Below are 15,055 nucleotides of genomic sequence, written 5' to 3' on the forward strand. Positions count from 1 at the left end.
CATCCTTGCGGCGTCCTCAAACCAGATTCGCCAGCGTGACGAATTCCTCGATGGAAAGCGTCTCGGCGCGGCGGGTGGCGTCTATGCCCGCCGTCTCCAGCAGGCGCTCGCCGCCCAGCGCCTTCAGGCTCTGGCGCAGCATCTTGCGGCGCTGGCCGAAGGCGGCTTCCGTCACCCGCGCGAGCTTCCTCTCGTCGGCCGGCAGCGGGTTTTCGCGCGGCAGGATGTGGACGACCGAGGAGGTGACCTTCGGCGGCGGCGTGAACGCCTGCGGCGGCAGGTCGAAGACGATCCGCGCTTGCGTGCGCCAGCCGGCGAGGACGCCGAGCCGGCCATAGGCCGCGCTGCCGGGCGCGGCGACGATGCGCTGCGCCACCTCCTTCTGGAACATCAGCGTCATCGACGCCCAGAAGGGCGGCCACCGCCCCGGCGTCAGCCAGCGGATCAGAAGCTCGGTGCCGATATTGTAGGGCAGGTTGGCGACGATCCTGACCGTATCCTGGCCGGCGGCGAGCGCGGTGAAGTCGGTTTGCATGGCGTCGCCCGCGATCACGTCGAGCCGGCCCGGATAGTGGGCGGAAATCTCGCTGAGCGCCTCAAGGCAGCGCTCGTCGCGTTCGATGGCGACGACCCGCCGCGCGCCGTTGGCCAGCAGCGCCCGCGTCAGTCCGCCGGGGCCGGGGCCGACCTCGATGACCGTTGCGTCGCCGAGGCTGCCGGCGGCGCGGGCGATCTTGGAGGTGAGGTTGAGGTCGAGCAGGAAATTCTGCCCGAGCGACTTCTTCGCGCGCAGCTCATGGCGCTCGATCACCTCGCGCAGCGGCGGCAGGCCGTCGAGGCTCATCGTGCCGCCCCGTTCGAATCGGCCATCGCGCGCGCCATCTTCAGTGCCGCGATCAGGCTGTCGGGCCGCGCGACGCCCTGGCCGGCGATATCGAAGGCCGTGCCGTGGTCGGGCGAGGTGCGGATGAAGGGCAGGCCGAGCGTCACGTTCACCGTCTCGTCGAAGGCGAGCGCCTTGGCCGGGATCAGCGCCTGGTCGTGATACATGCAGATCGCAGCGTCGTACGTCGCGCGGGCGCGCGGGTGGAACATGGTGTCGGCCGGCAGCGGGCCGCGTGCATCGATGCCGCCGGCGACGAGCTCTTCCACCGCCGGGCGCACGATCTCCTCGTCCTCGCGGCCCATGGCGCCGTTCTCGCCGGCATGCGGGTTGAGCCCGGCAATGGCGAGGCGCGGCCGCGCGATGCCGAACCTGTCACGAAGATCGCGCGCAGTGATGGCCGCGGTCTCGACGATGTCGTCCCGCGTCAACAGGCGCGGCACCTCGGCCAGCGCCACATGCACGGTCACCGGCACGGCGCGCAGGTCCGGCCCCGCCAGCATCATGACGGCGCGCGCGCCGCCGGCGAGATGGCCGAGAAACTCGGTATGGCCGGGATAGGCGAAGCCCGCGTCGTAGAGCGGCTTCTTGGCGATGGGGCAGGTGACGAGGGCGGCGGCGCGGCCATCCGTGACGTCGGCGACGGCCCGCTCGATGGATTCGACGATGCCGGCGGCGTTGGCGGTGTCAGGCCTGCCCGGCGCGCCGGTGAAACGCGCGCGAAGCGGCACGAGGGGGAGGGCTTCGGCGAACGCCGCCGCCGCCTCTTGCGGCTGGATAACGGCGAGCGGCACGTCGGGCACGCGGGCGCGCAAGAAATCGGGATCGCCGAGCAGGTAGAAGGGCGGAACCGCCTGCCGCTGGCGCGAGCGCCAGGCGGCAACGGTGATTTCCGGGCCGATGCCGGAAGGGTCGCCCGCAGTCAGGGCAAGTAGCGTCGGGCCGGCCGCTCCCCGTTCCATGGTCTGCGGGTCAGCGTCTGACGATCTGCGCCTTGGACCGAAGTTCGTCCGTCAGTTTCTTGGACGCGGCTTCCATGTCGTCGTCCTTGCCCTGCTGCTCCGCGCCGAACACCATCTGGGCGACGCGGTCGTCGGAGACCTCGCGCGTGCTGCATATGCCGATGAACTCGACGCCGCGCTCGGTTTCGCGAACCACCGTCGCGCCGCCGACCTTCGCCGCCTTCACCTCTTTTTCCCAATCGGACGGCAGCTCCGGCTCGAGGACGCGGCCGAGATCGCGCACGGTGACGTCGATCAGCCCCTTGGCGAACTCGCGCGTCGTGTCGCAGCTGCGGAAACGCTGCCTCAACGCGTCGGCCTCGCGCTTGCGCACGCCGAGCTTGGCCCGCCTTTCGGCGGTGGGAACGACGAAGATCACCTGCTGGAGCATGTATTCCGTCGCCGTGGGCTTGGCGCCGCCCTGTTCGAGCATGCGCCGCACGACGTCCTGCTCGCTCATCCGGCCGCCGCTGCGGTTGGCGCGCGACAGCACCTGCGACCAGCGCATCTGCGCGCGGATGAACTCGCGGAAATGCGCCTTGGTGACGCCGGACTGGTTCAGCATCTGGTCCATCTGCGCCGGCGACATCTTGTTGGAGCGCGAGAAGCGCTCATAGGCGCTGGCCACCTGGTCGTCGCTGACATTGATGTTGAGGCGCTTGGCCTCGGCGTTGCGCACCGTCTGGTCGATCATCTCCTCGGCGGCCAGCTGCTGGAGGTTGCCGCGCTTGTTCTGCAGGCGCAGGAACGCAGCACGCCGCTGGATGTCGTAGCTGGTGATCGCTTCCTTGTTGACGATATAGCGAATCTCGCTCGCCTGGGCCGACGCTGCCGGCGGCATGGCCAGCGGCGAAAGGCAGGCCAGCATCGCGGCGAATCCGGTGCGGCGCAGGGCGCTTGCTACCGTTCTCATCCCTGTGCGTCTCCTTGGGTTTGCTATGGCTTCGATCCCTCGTCTTTCACTGACCTGCCTATGGGGCAAAAGCGTGACGCGCAACCGTCAGCGTCAGGGGCGGGGCTGGAACTGCTAGAACGCCGTATTCGTGTTGCCGAATTCGCCGATGGTTCGCAACGATACCATGAAACCGAAATTGCGCGACTTGTCGTGGGTCGTCGGGTGCTCGGTCTCGGACATGGAAATGGCGAAGGCGAAGCAGTCGTCGTCATAGGCGAAGCCGATCGACCTGCGGGTCATCACGTCGTGGGTCAGGTCGTAGCTCCCGCCGCCGAAGACGCGCCAGTTGTCGTGGATGCGCACGCTGGCGTTGCCGCGCACCTCGCGGCGGTCCTCGTCGAAGCCGTAATCGGGCTGCGCCTCGATGAAGGAGTAGACGCCCGAGACGGTGACCGGCCGCGACGTGTAGGCGGCGCTGACGTCGGTGCGGCGCACGTCGAACGTGTCCTCGTCGAAGCGCGCGCCGGCGGCCAGCGACAGGCCCGTCGGGCTGGCGAGGCCGACCATGCCGACATAGTCGGACCGGTCCGTCTCCAGCCCCGACGCGGCGCCGACATGGACGAGGTCGGGCGAGGCGTAGGGGTTCTCCCCGGCGAGGTGGAACGACTGGCCGAACAGGGCGTTCGTCGACCAGCCATTGGCGAACGAGCCGGAATAGCGCAGGCCGAGATTGGCCCGCACGCCGCCCTCGATGCGGTCGTAGCCGGAGAACTTGTCGCGCTCGAAGAGGTTCGTCGCGTCGAAGACCATGCTCTGCGCGTCTTCGTTGGGGATGCCGACGGTGTCGCCGTGCGGGGCGTCGGGCCGGGCGAAGACCTGCGCCATCGGCTCGACCACATGGCTGGAATTGGCCGTCGCGAACAGGAACGGCCAGCGCGCCTCCAGCCCCGCCGTCGCGGTGGCGCGGGTGTAGGACGAGCGCATGTCGGCGGAGACGCCGTTCAGCGCCGCGAAATTGTTGATCGCCGCGGCCGAGCCGCCCTCGTAATCGACGCTGATCGCGTCGGCGCGGGCGTGGAGGATCGGCGTCAGCATCAGCCCGCCGGGCGTGATGAAGGAGCGCTTCCATTCCGCCTCGGCGGTGAGGCGGGTCGACGAGCCGTCGATGCCGCGCACCGCCGTTTGCGGGTTGATCGAGCCGATATAGGTCGGCGCATCCAGCATCCCGCGATGAAGGCTGCGCAGGTTGACATCGATGTTCAGCTCGCCGCCGGCGATCGGCGCGTCGGGCGTGTAGGAATAGTCGAGCGTCGGTAGCACCCAGGGCTGCTTGCGGTCGCGGTCGCGGCCCAGCGGGTCGAAATCGACATGCGCTTCCTGCACGTTGAACTTCTGGAAGCGCAGGTCGAAATAGTTCCGGTCGTTGAGGCCGGTGAGATAGATCTCGTTGGTCCGGCGGAACTTGCCGTAACCCTGGATGTCGTAGCGGTTGGCGAAGTTCTTGTCGGTCTGGACCATCACGTCCCAGCCGAAGGTCCAGCGCGGATTGATCCTGAACGCGCCCTTGGAGCCGATCATGCCGCGCGTGCGCTCGCGGTCGACCGTGTTCGGGTCGAACTCGCCCGGCCTGTTCTGGCGGATGCCGGCGATGGTGACGGAATAGCCGCCATTGTTGAAGCGCTGGCGCCACTCGGCATGGCCGAGGAAGCCCTGCTTCGAGTACCAGGCAGGCCTGAAGGTGACGTCGTAGGTCGGCGACAAGGCCCAGTAGTAGGGCACCTTGACGCCGTAGCCGAGCTCGTCCGACTTGCTGACGCTGGGGATCAGGAAGCCCGACTTCTGCTTGACCGTCGGGTCCGGCATCTCGAAATAGGGCAGGTAGGCGATCGGCAGGCCGAACAGCTCGAACCGCGCGTTCTCGAAGCGGACGGTCTTTTCCTTGCCGTTCCAGATGATCTTCTGCGCCTTGACACGCCATGCCGGCGCCTTGTCCGGCCTCTCGCGGCAGGGTTCGCAGGCGGTGTAGACGCCGTAATTGAAGGTCGTGACCTCGCCGCCCTCGCGCTCGGCGCTGTCGGCGGCGAAATAGGCCTTGTCCACGGTCTCGACGCGCAGCGTCCGCACGAATGCGTCGCGGAAATCGTCGGTGATGTCGATCTCGTCGGTGTGGATGCGCGTGCCTTGGCGGTCGACGATCTCGACGTCGCCGCTGGCGATCAGCCGCGCCGTGGCGCGGTCGTAGACGATTCGCCGCGCGACCAGCCTGTGGCCGTCATAGTCGATCCGCACCCCGCCCTCGGCGGTGATCGTGTTGCGGTCGTTGTCGTAGACGAGCGTGTCGGCCTCGAGCAGCAGCTCGGCGTCGGGCGAGATGTCCGCCCGGTCGAGGTCGATCGCCTGTGCCGCGGCGACGCCGGGAAGGGCGGCGCCGACGAGGGCGCAGGCCAGCGCCGTCGCCCCCGCAAGGCAGGCGATCCGGGCGCGCATGCGCATTCTTGGCCCTCCGCCCCTCACTAGCCGTCTTCCTTGTACAACAGGAACGTCACCCCGAAGAAACCCGCGACCAGGACCGGAAACCACGACGCCACGACGGGCGGCACGATGCCGGCGCTGCCGAGCGCCTTGACCAGAACCGAAACGACATAAAGCAGAAAGCCGGCAAGGACGCCACCCAGAATAATCGTGGCCGATTGCCCCATTCGCGCAAAACGCATCGAGACCGTCGCGGCGATGAGAACCATGGTCACCAGAAGCGCCGGCAGGGCGATCAGCGAGTGGAAATGGGTGGCGAAAGCGTCGGCCCGAAGGCCGAAGGAGCGCGCCGCCGCGATCTTGCGCGGTAGCTCGTAGATGGGAATCATTTCCGGCCGGACCAGCCTCTCCAGCACGTATTCGGGCATCAGGTTGGTGGCGATCTCCATTCGCGCGACCGTTTCGGGCGGGGCTCCGTCGCGAATCTTGCGCGCGTCGGCGATCTCCCAGTGGCCCTCGCGCAGATAGGCGCGGGCCGCGTCGATTCGCTCGAAGATCTCGCCGGATTCGTCGATGCGCAGGAAGGTCGCGTCCGCGAGCTCCAGCCCCTGCTGCAGGATGGTCGTGGCGCCGATGATGGTCTCGCCTTCCTCGGTGCGCTGCTTGATCCACGGCATCACCGGCTGCGCCGCGGAGGACCGCTTGCTGGCCGCGCGCGCCTCGGTCTCCAGCGACTGGGCGCGCTCGAACCCGGTCGACGCGATCGGGTTGACGACGAACAGCGTGAACAGCCCGTAGGCGAACGCGCCGAAGCAGATCGGCGTGAGGAACTGCCAGGCGGAAATGCCTGCCGCGCGCGCCACCACCAGCTCGTATTTGCGGTTCAGCGCCACCAGCGTGACGATGCCGGAGACGAGGCCGATGAAGGGGACGGCCTGCTGCATGATCATCGGCGTCTGCAGGGCGGCGATGAGGAGGGCTGCGCCGGCCGCGTCCTCCGCGCCCGAGCCGAGCTGGCCGCTGATCTCGGTGAAGCCGACGATGAAGATGATCGCCGCGACCCCGACGAAGAACCAGAAGGTGAGCAGGATGTAGCGCGTGAAGAAATAGCGCCCGAGGGTCAGGCCGATCATGCGCGGCCTCCCGAGGCGGACGGGCCGGACCCGGTCAGCCGCCGCCAGAAGCCGGTCGCCTCGGCCGCGATCCGGTTCCACAGGTTCGCGATCTTCTCGACCATCCACATCGGCAGCTCCATCACGCGGTTGGTGGCGATGAAGAACGCGGCGATGGCGCAGGCCGAGAGCGGGACGAGATAGACCGCCAGCGTATAGGCCGCCGAGCTCTCCAGCTTGTCGGTGAGGTAGAAGCCGGCCCAGCGGAAGACCAGCGCGATGGCCATGGTGCTGAGCAGCGGATGGATGCGCGCCTCGCGGAACGAGCGCGAATCGCCGGCGACGGCGAGGCCGATGAGCGCGAACACCATCGGATAGAGCCACTCGCTGAACCGCCTGTGAATCTCGGCGCGGTAGACCTGCGGGTTGCGCTGATAGTGCGAATCGTTGGCGGCCGGACTGAACAGATAGGCCGTGTCCCGCTCCTTCGGCCTCAGCGAGGTGTTCGCGTTGCTGGGAGCGAACTGCGACAGGTCGAACGCATAGGACGAATAGCGCACGATGGAGATGTTGCCGTTGGTCTTGCGGTGGACGGTCCCGTCCTGCATCACCAGAAGCTGGTTGCCGTCCATCTCTACCGTCGCGCCTTCCTTAGCGTAATAGAGGAGTTCCGTGCCGTCCTCGCGTCCGTCTGCGACGAAGATGCCGCCGAGGCGCCCGTCGGGCAGCCGCTTGCCGATCTGGATGTAGAGCCCGTCCTCCACCTTCTGGAACGTCCCCTCGTCGACGACGCTGGTGATGAGGTCGGCCCGCGATTCGGCGAGGAGCACGCGCATGCGCTGGCGCGCGGTCGGGTTGAGGACCGTGGCGATGACGAGACAGACGAGCGAGGCGACGACCGCGAGCTTCAGCATCGGCCGGATCACCGTCATGCGCGGGCTGCCGGCGGCGCTGATGACGATCAGCTCCGAGTCGGTGTTCATCGTCGACAGCGTCTGCGCCACCGCGATTCCGACGGCGAACGGGATGACGACGGGAATGACCGAGGGCAGGATCAGCAGGGCGATTTCGAGGAAGGTGGCGATCGACTGGCCGTTGGAGGTGACGATGTCGAAGCGCAGCAGCACCTGCGTCGTCCACACGATGGCGAGCACCCACAAAAGGGTGGCCATGAAGATTCCCGTGGCGCGTTTCAGGATGTAGCGTTCGATGATCTTCATGCGTCGCCGGTTCGGTCCACTTCCTCGGCCGTTTCCTCTCGCTGCCCAGCCGCGGAACGAACCTTCTTTCCGTTCCTGTACAGGCACGGCGGGAAAGCCGCCAAGCACATTTTCCGGAGCGGCCCCGGATGGCTGTCCGTCCATGAACCACACGTTCATGGGCAAACCATGATCGGCGAAGCGCCTGCTGTTCGATGGATGCGCGCCCGGCCTGTCCGCTTGCCTTCTTCCGTCTTCGTGCCGGCGCAGTCTGGACGAGTTTGGCGAATAAAGCGCCAACAAACAAGGTTAACGCACCGTGAGGCACGCCGCCGGAGCAGGTAGGGCCACGGACGGGCGATGCGGTGGCGCGAGGCTTGCGGGCAGGGCAAAAATGCGCGAAACCGCTGGCAGGACGCGCGTTTCCCGGTGGCACGCCAGATCACGGCAGGCAGGGACGCGCGCCGACCGCAAGCCGCCTCCCGAGCCCCCAAGACGATACCGGAAAAATCGATGCCCGTTCGCCCCACCATCGCATTCGCCAAGATCGCCGTCCCAGCCAGGGGGGCGGTCGTCGTCCTCGCCGCCGAGGGCGGGGCCCTGAGCGCGCCGGCCGCGGCCATCGACGCCAGGGGCCAGCTTGCGAAGGCCTTCTCCGTCGCCGACTTCACCGGCAAGATCGCAGCGGGCATCGAGGTCCTCGCGCCGCTCGACGCCGGGTTCGACCGGCTGGCGGCCGTCGGCGTCGGCAAGCCCGAGGCGCTCGACCGCCGCGCCTGGAGCCGGATCGGCGGCGCGGCTTTCGCCGCTGCCAGGAAGGCGCAGGACATTTCCATCCTCGCCGATGTCGAGGGCGCGGTCCCGACGCCCGACGACGTCGCCGCGCTCGCCCTCGGCGTGCTGCTCAATGCCTATGCCTTCGACAAGTACAAGACCAGGAAGGACAACGGCAAGGCAGCCACGGGCCCGGCCAAGGTGACGATCCTGTGCCCCAACCCGGCCGCCGCGAAGCGGGCGTTCGCGGCCGTGCAGGGCCTCGCCGACGGCGTCGTCCTCGCCCGCGACCTCGTCAACGAGCCGGCCAACGTGCTCGGCACGCTGGAATTCGCGGCGAAGGCCAAGGAGCTCGAGGCGCTCGGCGTCAAGGTCGAGATCCTGACCGAGAAGGAGATGCGCCGGCTGAAGATGGGCGCGCTGCTCGGCGTCGCGCAGGGCTCCATCCGCCCGCCGCGCCTCGTCGTCATGCGCTGGGACGGCGGCAAGGCCAAGGACAAGCCCGCCGTCTTCGTCGGAAAGGGCGTGGTCTTCGACACCGGCGGCATCTCGATCAAACCGGCCGGCGGCATGGAGGACATGAAGGGCGACATGGGCGGCGCGGCCGCCGTCACCGGGCTGATGCACGCGCTCGCCGCCCGCAAGGCCAAGGCGAACGTCATCGGCGTCATCGGCCTCGTCGAGAACATGCCCGACGGCAACGCCCAGCGCCCCGGCGACATCGTCACCTCGATGTCGGGCCAGACCATCGAGGTCATCAACACCGACGCCGAAGGCCGCCTCGTGCTGGCCGACGCGCTCTGGTACGCCAACGAGCGCTTCGCCCCGCGCTTCATGGTCAACCTCGCGACGCTGACCGGCGCGATCATCGTTGCGCTCGGCAACGACCATGCCGGCCTGTTCTCCAACGACGACGCGCTGGCCGAGCAGTTGCTGGCGGCCGGCCGCGACACCGGCGAGAAGCTGTGGCGCCTGCCGCTCGGCCCCGCCTACGACAAGATGATCGATTCGAAGAACGCCGACATGAAGAACACCGGCGGGCGCCAGGCCGGCTCGATCACCGCGGCGCAGTTCCTCCAGCGCTTCGTCAAGGACACGCCCTGGGCGCATCTCGACATCGCCGGGACCGCGATGGGCTCGCCGTCGTCGGAGACCAACCAGTCCTGGGCCTCGGGTTTCGGCGTCCAGCTCCTCGACCGGCTGGTGCGCGACCACTGCGAAGGATAGAGGTCGGCCATGGCCGAGGCGCTGTTCTACCACCTGACCGAATCGACGCTGGAGGAGGCGCTTCCCGCGCTTCTGGAAAAGAGCCTCGAGCGTGGCTGGCGCGCGGTGGTGCAGGTCGGCGGGCAGGAGCGGCGCGACGCGATCGACCAGCATCTGTGGACGTATCGGGACGATTCCTTTCTCGCTCACGGCACCGAGCACGACCCGCACCCCGGGCGCCAGCCGGTGCTCCTGACCTGCGGCGAGGCCAACCCCAACGGTGCGCGCATCCGCTTCCTCGTCGACGGGGCCGCCCCGCCGGACCTGTCGTCCTACGAGCGCGTCGTCTTCCTGTTCGACGGCCATGACGAGGCGCAGCTCGAACAGGCGCGCGGCCACTGGAAGGCGGTGAAGGTCGCCGGCCACAGCGCCACCTATTGGCAGCAGACGCCCGAGCGGCGCTGGGAGAGAAAAGCATGAGGACGATCCTGCGCTGGATCATGCGGCTGATCTTCCTTGCCGTGCTGCTGGTCGGGATCCTGCTCGGCCTCGTCTATCCGTGGGCCGAGAGCGGCAGGGGCTACGACATCGGCCGCTGGCGCGCCTACGACCGCGCCACGGGCTTCAAGCCGCTGGAGCTCCTGCTGCCGACCGACCAGCAGCAGATCGTCGTCAGGGTCGAGATCTCGACGCCGCAGCCGGTCGCAGACACCGGGACGCAGGCGGTGATGGCGCTCACCGTCTCCTCGAACGGCCGCACCGAGCTCGTCCACTACTTCGCCCTCGACAGGGTCGAGCCGCGCATCGTCAGTCCGCAGCTTCCCGGCCGTATCTACGCGGCGGAAGCGGGCGTGCTCGATTATCCGGGGGAGGAGCCCTACACCTTCACCTTCGGGCCGGGCGACGTCGAGATCGACATGGCGACCGCCGATCTCGTCCTGATCGGCGGTACGCGGGACATCGACGAGGCCGTGCCGCCCATCGGCTACGGCATGATGGGCATCGGGTTCCTCGGCCTTCTGATGACCTTCCGCCGCCGTCGCGACAACCCGAATTCCCAGCCGCCCCCGCCGCGCTGGGGCCGGGGATAGGCGAAGTCGCGCCGCCTGACGGTGTCGGGGCAGGGAGCGCAGCCGCATCGTTGCCGGGCAGACGGAAAGCGAAAGGCCGACCCGTCAGCTTGCGGCGGAACGGCCGATCCGCAGCAAAGGACGCACCCGCCCGACTACCGCCGCAACGTTCGGGTTCTTCCTGAGATAATCATGATAAGCTTTTGGAAAGATGGCGCGAGTGACGGGGCTCGAACCCGCGACCTCCGGCGTGACAGGCCGGCACTCTAACCGACTGAGCTACACCCGCGCAGTGATGTGCGACCGAAGGTGCAAATCACAGGCGTCGAGTTAGGCGGTTCTCCGCACAGTGTCAAGCGCCTGACATCGAGAACATGCCTATAAATCGCAGTCGTCGTCGCGGCGGCTCACGAGTTGAGCGGCGCCCTAGAAGCCGACGTTCTCATTCACGTAGAAAGTGTTGAGAATCGACATGCGCGGGCGATCGATCGCGGTCGTGATCGCGGGGCGTCCGTGCCAGCTCATCTTCCGCAACGTATGGTAGGCCTTGAGCACCACGAACGCATAACCGACATTCGGAATGAAGGGGAAAGTCTTCACCGGCTCCAGAAAATAGGAGCCTGGCTTCGTCAATCCTTTCAGCGAGGCGCGATACAGCGTTGTCCCCATGTCGGTCTGCTTCTCGTCGGGCGGACAATAGAGCTGCATCGTGATGACTTTCTTCCGTGCATCCGGATGCGGCTTGATCTGGTAGCCGTCCGTGTCCCTGTAGAGAACCGGCTTGGCTACGAGTTGCAGGTCCTCGACGCTGGCGAGCTTGTCGCCGCGCCGGCGAATCTCCAGACCGTCCGCCAGCCGGCGGCGGATCGCGCCGGCTACCTGCGCGGACGTGAGCACGGCCGATACGGCGTCCCACGTTTCCCGGACCTGATCTTCGAGCCTCTCCACATGCTCGCCATAAAGACGCAACGCTGTCCGGCGGCCATCCTGGGTGATCTTTTCGTACTCGACGGCAGCCGGATACGCGCGGATCAGGTGCTCATAGAAATCCTTCGGGAAAAAATCCCGGAAGAAAATGTGAGGAAACGGGCTCGAAAAATGTTCCGCCCGATCCAGGCTTCCGACAGCGTGCGATATCAGTTCGTCGTACGGGGAACTGGACGCGGAAAGTGCGGATGCGATTGCCATGTTCACCCCCTCAGAGCGGCATGCGAAACCGGCCTCTCATGCCAGCCTACAAAGCGGGGGTGGTCGTGACAAGAAAATCGGCTCTCGTCGCGGAATAAAACGATGCCTTGACGGAGGTAGTGGCGTCCACGGCAGGATTCGAACCTGCGACCCCAGGATTCATACCACTTCGGCTTCCGCCGCCGCCTCCGCAGGAGGCGTTCGTGGTCTGGACTGTCCCTTCACCATGGGCCGAAGCCGTTAGGTGCCGCCCGTCCAGTCTCTACACCTTCCACGGATTTCTCCGAGGCTTGGCTCGGGATCGGCTGGCCGCAGGCGCGGCGTGAGCTTTCCCCGACTTTGAGCGGATTCAGCACGGCGTTTCCGGTCGTGCTGCCCAATTTCCTAGGAATCCTGTGCTCTATCCTGCTGAGCTACGTGGACCTGCCCGCTATCTAGCAACCTCTTCGGCGCTCGTCATCCAGAAAGTTGCGACAGGCGGGCGGCCGAAAGCCTCAGAACTCGCCGAAGTCGCCGCCGCGGCCCTTGCCGGAGGAGAAGCGCGCTGCGCCGGCCATTCCCTCCTTTCGGAACTCACCCGCGCTCTTCCATTCGCTGGCGAGCGCGGCTTCCGGCCCGAGCGACCATTGCCGGATGGCCGAGAGGCGGTCGGCGCGCATGCAGCCCTGCGGAAAGCGCGCAATCTCGCGCGCCAGCTCGAGCGCGGCGGACAGCGCCTCGCCCTCGCCGCACAGGCGGGAAGTGAGGCCCCATTCGAGGCATTCCCCGGCGTCGATCCGCCGCCCGGTCAGGATCAGCTCCATGGCGCGGCCGTGGCCGACGATGCGCGGGAGCCGCACGGTGCCGCCGTCGATCAGCGGCACGCCGAAGCGGCGGCAATAGACGCCCATATAGGCGCTGCGCTCCATCACGCGCAGGTCGCACCACAGCGCCAGCTCCATGCCGCCGGCCACGGCCGGCCCGGCGATCGCCGCGATCACCGGCTTGGAAAGCGTCAGCCGCGTCGGCCCCATCGGTCCCTTGCGCGGGCGGTCGTCATGGCCGTCGAACGTGCCGTCGAGATCGTGCTCGGCGAACCATTCCGGCCCGATGTCGCCCGCCGCGTGCTTCAGGTCGAAGCCGGCGGAGAACGAGCCGCCCGCGCCGGTGAGGACGGCGACCTTCGCGTCCTCGTCGCGGTCGAACTCGACGAAGGCGCGGAACAGCGCCTCGGCCGTCGCCGGGTCGACGGCGTTGCGCGCCTGCGACCTGTCGATGGTGACGACGGTGATCTCGCCGTCCTTTTCCGCGCGGATCGTCATTCGGCCAGTCCTTCCTCGTAGGTGGCGGAAAGCTCCAGCCACCTGTCCTCGTGGCGGGCCAGCGCATTGGAAAGGTCGGAGCGCTCCTTGGCAAGCCGGGTCGCGGTCGCCGGCTCCTTTTCGTAGAGGGTGGGGTCGGCGAGCTGGTCCTCGATGGCGTCGATGCGCTTACGCGTGCGCTCGATCAGCCCCTCGGTCGCCCTGATCTCCTTGGCCACGGGCTCCAGCGCCGCGCGCCGCGCCGCCGCCTCGCGCCTCTTGTCGGCCTTCGACGCCTTGTCCGCCTCGCGCCTCTCGCGCCGGTCGGACGCGCCGCCGGTGATGATCTGACGATAATCGGCCATGTCGCCGTCGAAGGTTTTTACCGTGCCGTTGTTGACCAGCCAGAGCCGGTCGACGGTCGCCTCGATGAGATGCCGGTCATGCGAGATGAGGATGACGGCGCCCTCATAGTCGTTCAGCGCCTCGATCAGCGCACGACGGCTGTCGATGTCGAGATGGTTGGTCGGCTCGTCGAGGATGAGCAGGTTCGGCGCGTCGAAGGCCGCAAGCCCCATCAGAAGGCGCGCCTTCTCGCCGCCCGAGAGATCCTTGGCGGCGGTCGACATCTTTTCCGTCGCAAGCCCCATCTGGGCAACGCGGGCGCGCACCTTCGCTTCCGGTGCCTCCGGCATCAGCCGGCGCACATGTTCGACCGGCGACTGGTCCGGAATGAGGTCGTCGAGCTGGTGCTGCGCGAACATCGACACCTTGAGACCCGGCGCGATGGTGATGCCGCCGCTCTCCAGCGAAAGCCGCCCGGCGATCAGCTTGGCGAAGGTCGACTTGCCGTTGCCGTTGGCACCGAGCAGGGCGATGCGGTCGTCCTCGTCGATGCGCAGCGTCAGCCCTTTCAGCACCGGCTTGCCCGGCTGGTAGCCGACGGCACCGGCCTGCATGGTGATGATCGGCGAGGCCACCGTCTTCGCCGGCTCAGGGAAGGAGAACGGCCGGACGCTGTCCTCGATAACGGCCGAGATCGGCTTCAGCTTCTCCAGCGCCTTCAGGCGCGACTGCGCCTGCCGCGCCTTCGACGCCTTGGCGCGGAAGCGCTCGACGAAGCTTTCCATGTGCTTGCGCTGGGCTTCCTGCTTCACCCGCGCCTTTTCCTGATGCTCGAGCTGCTCGGCGCGCTGGCGTTCGAACTGGTCGTAGCCGCCGCGCCAGAAGGTCAGCTTCTGCTGGTCGAGATGCACGATGGCGTTGACGGCGGTGTTGAGCAGGTCCCGGTCGTGGCTGATGATGATGACCGTGTGCGGATAACGCCGCACATAGTCCTCCAGCCAGAGCGTGCCTTCGAGGTCGAGATAGTTGGTCGGTTCGTCGAGCAGCAGGAGGTCCGGCTCGGAGAACAGCACGGCCGCCAACGCCACGCGCATGCGCCAGCCGCCGGAAAAGCTCTTTGCCGGACGCTGCTGCGCCTCATGGTCGAAGCCGAGGCCTGCGAGGATGCTCGCTGCGCGCGCTTCCGCCGAATGGGCGCCGATATCGCCGAGGCGCGTCTGGATTTCGGCGATGCGGTGCGGGTCGGTCGCGGTTTCCGGCTCCTTCAGGAGGCTTGCGCGCTCCTTGTCGGCGGCGAGCACGATCTCGATCAGCGAATCGTCCGTGCCGGGCGCCTCCTGCGCCACCTGCCCGATGCGGGTGCCCTTCGGATAGGAGATCGAGCCGGTCTCGGTCGCAAGCTCGCCGGTAATGGCCTTGAACAGCGTGGTCTTGCCGGTGCCGTTGCGCCCGACGAGCCCTGCCTTCGATCCGGCGGGCAGGGTGAGCGAGGCGTGGTCGATGAGAAGGCGGCCGGCGATGCGCAGCGATATGTCGTCGAGGATCAGCATGATGGCGCTCTATGGCCACAGGGGCGCGGCGAGCGCAAGCGGAAAGGGCCGCCGACCGCTATCGGGAGCGCCGGAACAGC

Annotated in this window: 12 protein-coding genes and 1 tRNA gene; 3 read left to right on the plus strand and 10 right to left on the minus strand. The window is 67.5% G+C overall.

Annotation, left to right across the window (positions count from 1 at the left end; genetic code table 11):
* Window positions 1-16: 16 nt before the first annotated feature.
* The 6 genes from rsmA to lptF form a co-directional block, all read right to left on the minus strand.
* Window positions 17-844, minus strand: a complete 828-nt coding sequence (gene rsmA / locus M9945_RS09955; RefSeq protein WP_367944377.1) for a 16S rRNA (adenine(1518)-N(6)/adenine(1519)-N(6))-dimethyltransferase RsmA — start codon at window positions 842-844, stop codon at window positions 17-19.
* Complete coding sequence (gene pdxA, locus M9945_RS09960; RefSeq protein WP_367944378.1) at window positions 841-1,845, minus strand: 4-hydroxythreonine-4-phosphate dehydrogenase PdxA; 1,005 nt, start codon at window positions 1,843-1,845, stop codon at window positions 841-843. Before pdxA ends, rsmA begins: the two co-directional genes overlap by 4 nt.
* A 10-nt stretch (window positions 1,846-1,855) precedes the next feature.
* The gene (locus tag M9945_RS09965) at window positions 1,856-2,752 is read right to left on the minus strand and encodes a SurA N-terminal domain-containing protein (RefSeq protein ID WP_367944809.1); all 897 of its coding nucleotides are present in this window, start codon (window positions 2,750-2,752) and stop codon (window positions 1,856-1,858) included.
* 159 nt (window positions 2,753-2,911) lie between these two features.
* Window positions 2,912-5,266 (minus strand): LPS-assembly protein LptD, encoded by a 2,355-nt coding sequence (locus tag M9945_RS09970; protein WP_367944810.1) that lies wholly within the window; start codon window positions 5,264-5,266, stop codon window positions 2,912-2,914.
* 26 nt (window positions 5,267-5,292) lie between these two features.
* Window positions 5,293-6,384 (minus strand): LPS export ABC transporter permease LptG, encoded by a 1,092-nt coding sequence (lptG, locus tag M9945_RS09975; protein WP_367929410.1) that lies wholly within the window; start codon window positions 6,382-6,384, stop codon window positions 5,293-5,295.
* Window positions 6,381-7,583, minus strand: coding sequence for an LPS export ABC transporter permease LptF (gene lptF, locus M9945_RS09980; RefSeq protein ID WP_367944379.1), 1,203 nt, complete (start codon window positions 7,581-7,583; stop codon window positions 6,381-6,383). The genes lptG and lptF overlap by 4 nt, the downstream gene beginning before the upstream one ends.
* 492 nt (window positions 7,584-8,075) lie before the next feature.
* Here lptF and M9945_RS09985 point away from each other — a divergent pair, with 492 nt between their 5' ends.
* From M9945_RS09985 to M9945_RS09995, 3 genes are read left to right on the plus strand one after another with little or no spacing between them, the layout of a single operon-like run.
* Window positions 8,076-9,563, plus strand: a complete 1,488-nt coding sequence (locus tag M9945_RS09985; RefSeq protein WP_367944380.1) for a leucyl aminopeptidase — start codon at window positions 8,076-8,078, stop codon at window positions 9,561-9,563.
* A 9-nt stretch (window positions 9,564-9,572) separates the two neighbouring features.
* Window positions 9,573-10,022 carry a DNA polymerase III subunit chi gene (locus M9945_RS09990; RefSeq protein ID WP_367944381.1) on the plus strand — a complete coding sequence of 150 codons (450 nt, stop codon included), beginning with the start codon at window positions 9,573-9,575 and terminating at the stop codon, window positions 10,020-10,022.
* On the plus strand, window positions 10,019-10,633 hold the full coding sequence (locus M9945_RS09995; protein ID WP_367944382.1) for a hypothetical protein: 615 nt from the start codon (window positions 10,019-10,021) through the stop codon (window positions 10,631-10,633). The genes M9945_RS09990 and M9945_RS09995 overlap by 4 nt, the downstream gene beginning before the upstream one ends.
* A gap of 191 nt (window positions 10,634-10,824) precedes the next feature.
* Here the strand turns inward: M9945_RS09995 and M9945_RS10000 are convergent.
* The 4 genes from M9945_RS10000 to M9945_RS10015 all read right to left on the minus strand — a co-directional run bounded on the left by M9945_RS10000 (window position 10,825) and on the right by M9945_RS10015 (window position 14,975).
* Window positions 10,825-10,901 (minus strand) — tRNA-Asp (locus M9945_RS10000).
* 137 nt (window positions 10,902-11,038) lie between these two features.
* Complete coding sequence (locus M9945_RS10005) at window positions 11,039-11,800, minus strand: hypothetical protein (RefSeq protein ID WP_367944383.1); 762 nt, start codon at window positions 11,798-11,800, stop codon at window positions 11,039-11,041.
* Window positions 11,801-12,294: 494 nt separating this feature from the next.
* The gene (locus tag M9945_RS10010; protein ID WP_367944384.1) at window positions 12,295-13,101 is read right to left on the minus strand and encodes a crotonase/enoyl-CoA hydratase family protein; all 807 of its coding nucleotides are present in this window, start codon (window positions 13,099-13,101) and stop codon (window positions 12,295-12,297) included.
* A complete protein-coding gene (locus M9945_RS10015) occupies window positions 13,098-14,975 on the minus strand; it encodes an ABC-F family ATP-binding cassette domain-containing protein (RefSeq protein WP_367944385.1) in 1,878 nt (625 codons plus the stop codon). Before M9945_RS10015 ends, M9945_RS10010 begins: the two co-directional genes overlap by 4 nt.
* Window positions 14,976-15,055: the final 80 nt, after the last annotated feature.

Source organism: Aquamicrobium sp. (genome assembly GCF_023954335.1).
GTDB lineage: Bacteria > Pseudomonadota > Alphaproteobacteria > Rhizobiales > Rhizobiaceae > Aerobium.

What these genes read in the sequence shown, in the direction of transcription:
- rsmA (WP_367944377.1), bottom strand. Translation starts at nt 844, where the DNA reads ATGAGCCTCGACGGCCTGCCGCCGCTGCGCGAGGTGATCGAGCGCCAT.
- lptF (WP_367944379.1), bottom strand. Translation starts at nt 7,583, where the DNA reads ATGAAGATCATCGAACGCTACATCCTGAAACGCGCCACGGGAATCTTC.
- M9945_RS10010 (WP_367944384.1), bottom strand. Translation starts at nt 13,101, where the DNA reads ATGACGATCCGCGCGGAAAAGGACGGCGAGATCACCGTCGTCACCATC.
- M9945_RS10015 (WP_367944385.1), bottom strand. Translation starts at nt 14,975, where the DNA reads ATGCTGATCCTCGACGACATATCGCTGCGCATCGCCGGCCGCCTTCTC.
- pdxA (WP_367944378.1), bottom strand. Translation starts at nt 1,845, where the DNA reads ATGGAACGGGGAGCGGCCGGCCCGACGCTACTTGCCCTGACTGCGGGC.
- lptG (WP_367929410.1), bottom strand. Translation starts at nt 6,384, where the DNA reads ATGATCGGCCTGACCCTCGGGCGCTATTTCTTCACGCGCTACATCCTG.
- M9945_RS09990 (WP_367944381.1), top strand. Translation starts at nt 9,573, where the DNA reads ATGGCCGAGGCGCTGTTCTACCACCTGACCGAATCGACGCTGGAGGAG.
- M9945_RS10005 (WP_367944383.1), bottom strand. Translation starts at nt 11,800, where the DNA reads ATGGCAATCGCATCCGCACTTTCCGCGTCCAGTTCCCCGTACGACGAA.
- M9945_RS09985 (WP_367944380.1), top strand. Translation starts at nt 8,076, where the DNA reads ATGCCCGTTCGCCCCACCATCGCATTCGCCAAGATCGCCGTCCCAGCC.
- M9945_RS09995 (WP_367944382.1), top strand. Translation starts at nt 10,019, where the DNA reads ATGAGGACGATCCTGCGCTGGATCATGCGGCTGATCTTCCTTGCCGTG.
- M9945_RS09970 (WP_367944810.1), bottom strand. Translation starts at nt 5,266, where the DNA reads ATGCGCGCCCGGATCGCCTGCCTTGCGGGGGCGACGGCGCTGGCCTGC.
- M9945_RS09965 (WP_367944809.1), bottom strand. Translation starts at nt 2,752, where the DNA reads ATGCTGGCCTGCCTTTCGCCGCTGGCCATGCCGCCGGCAGCGTCGGCC.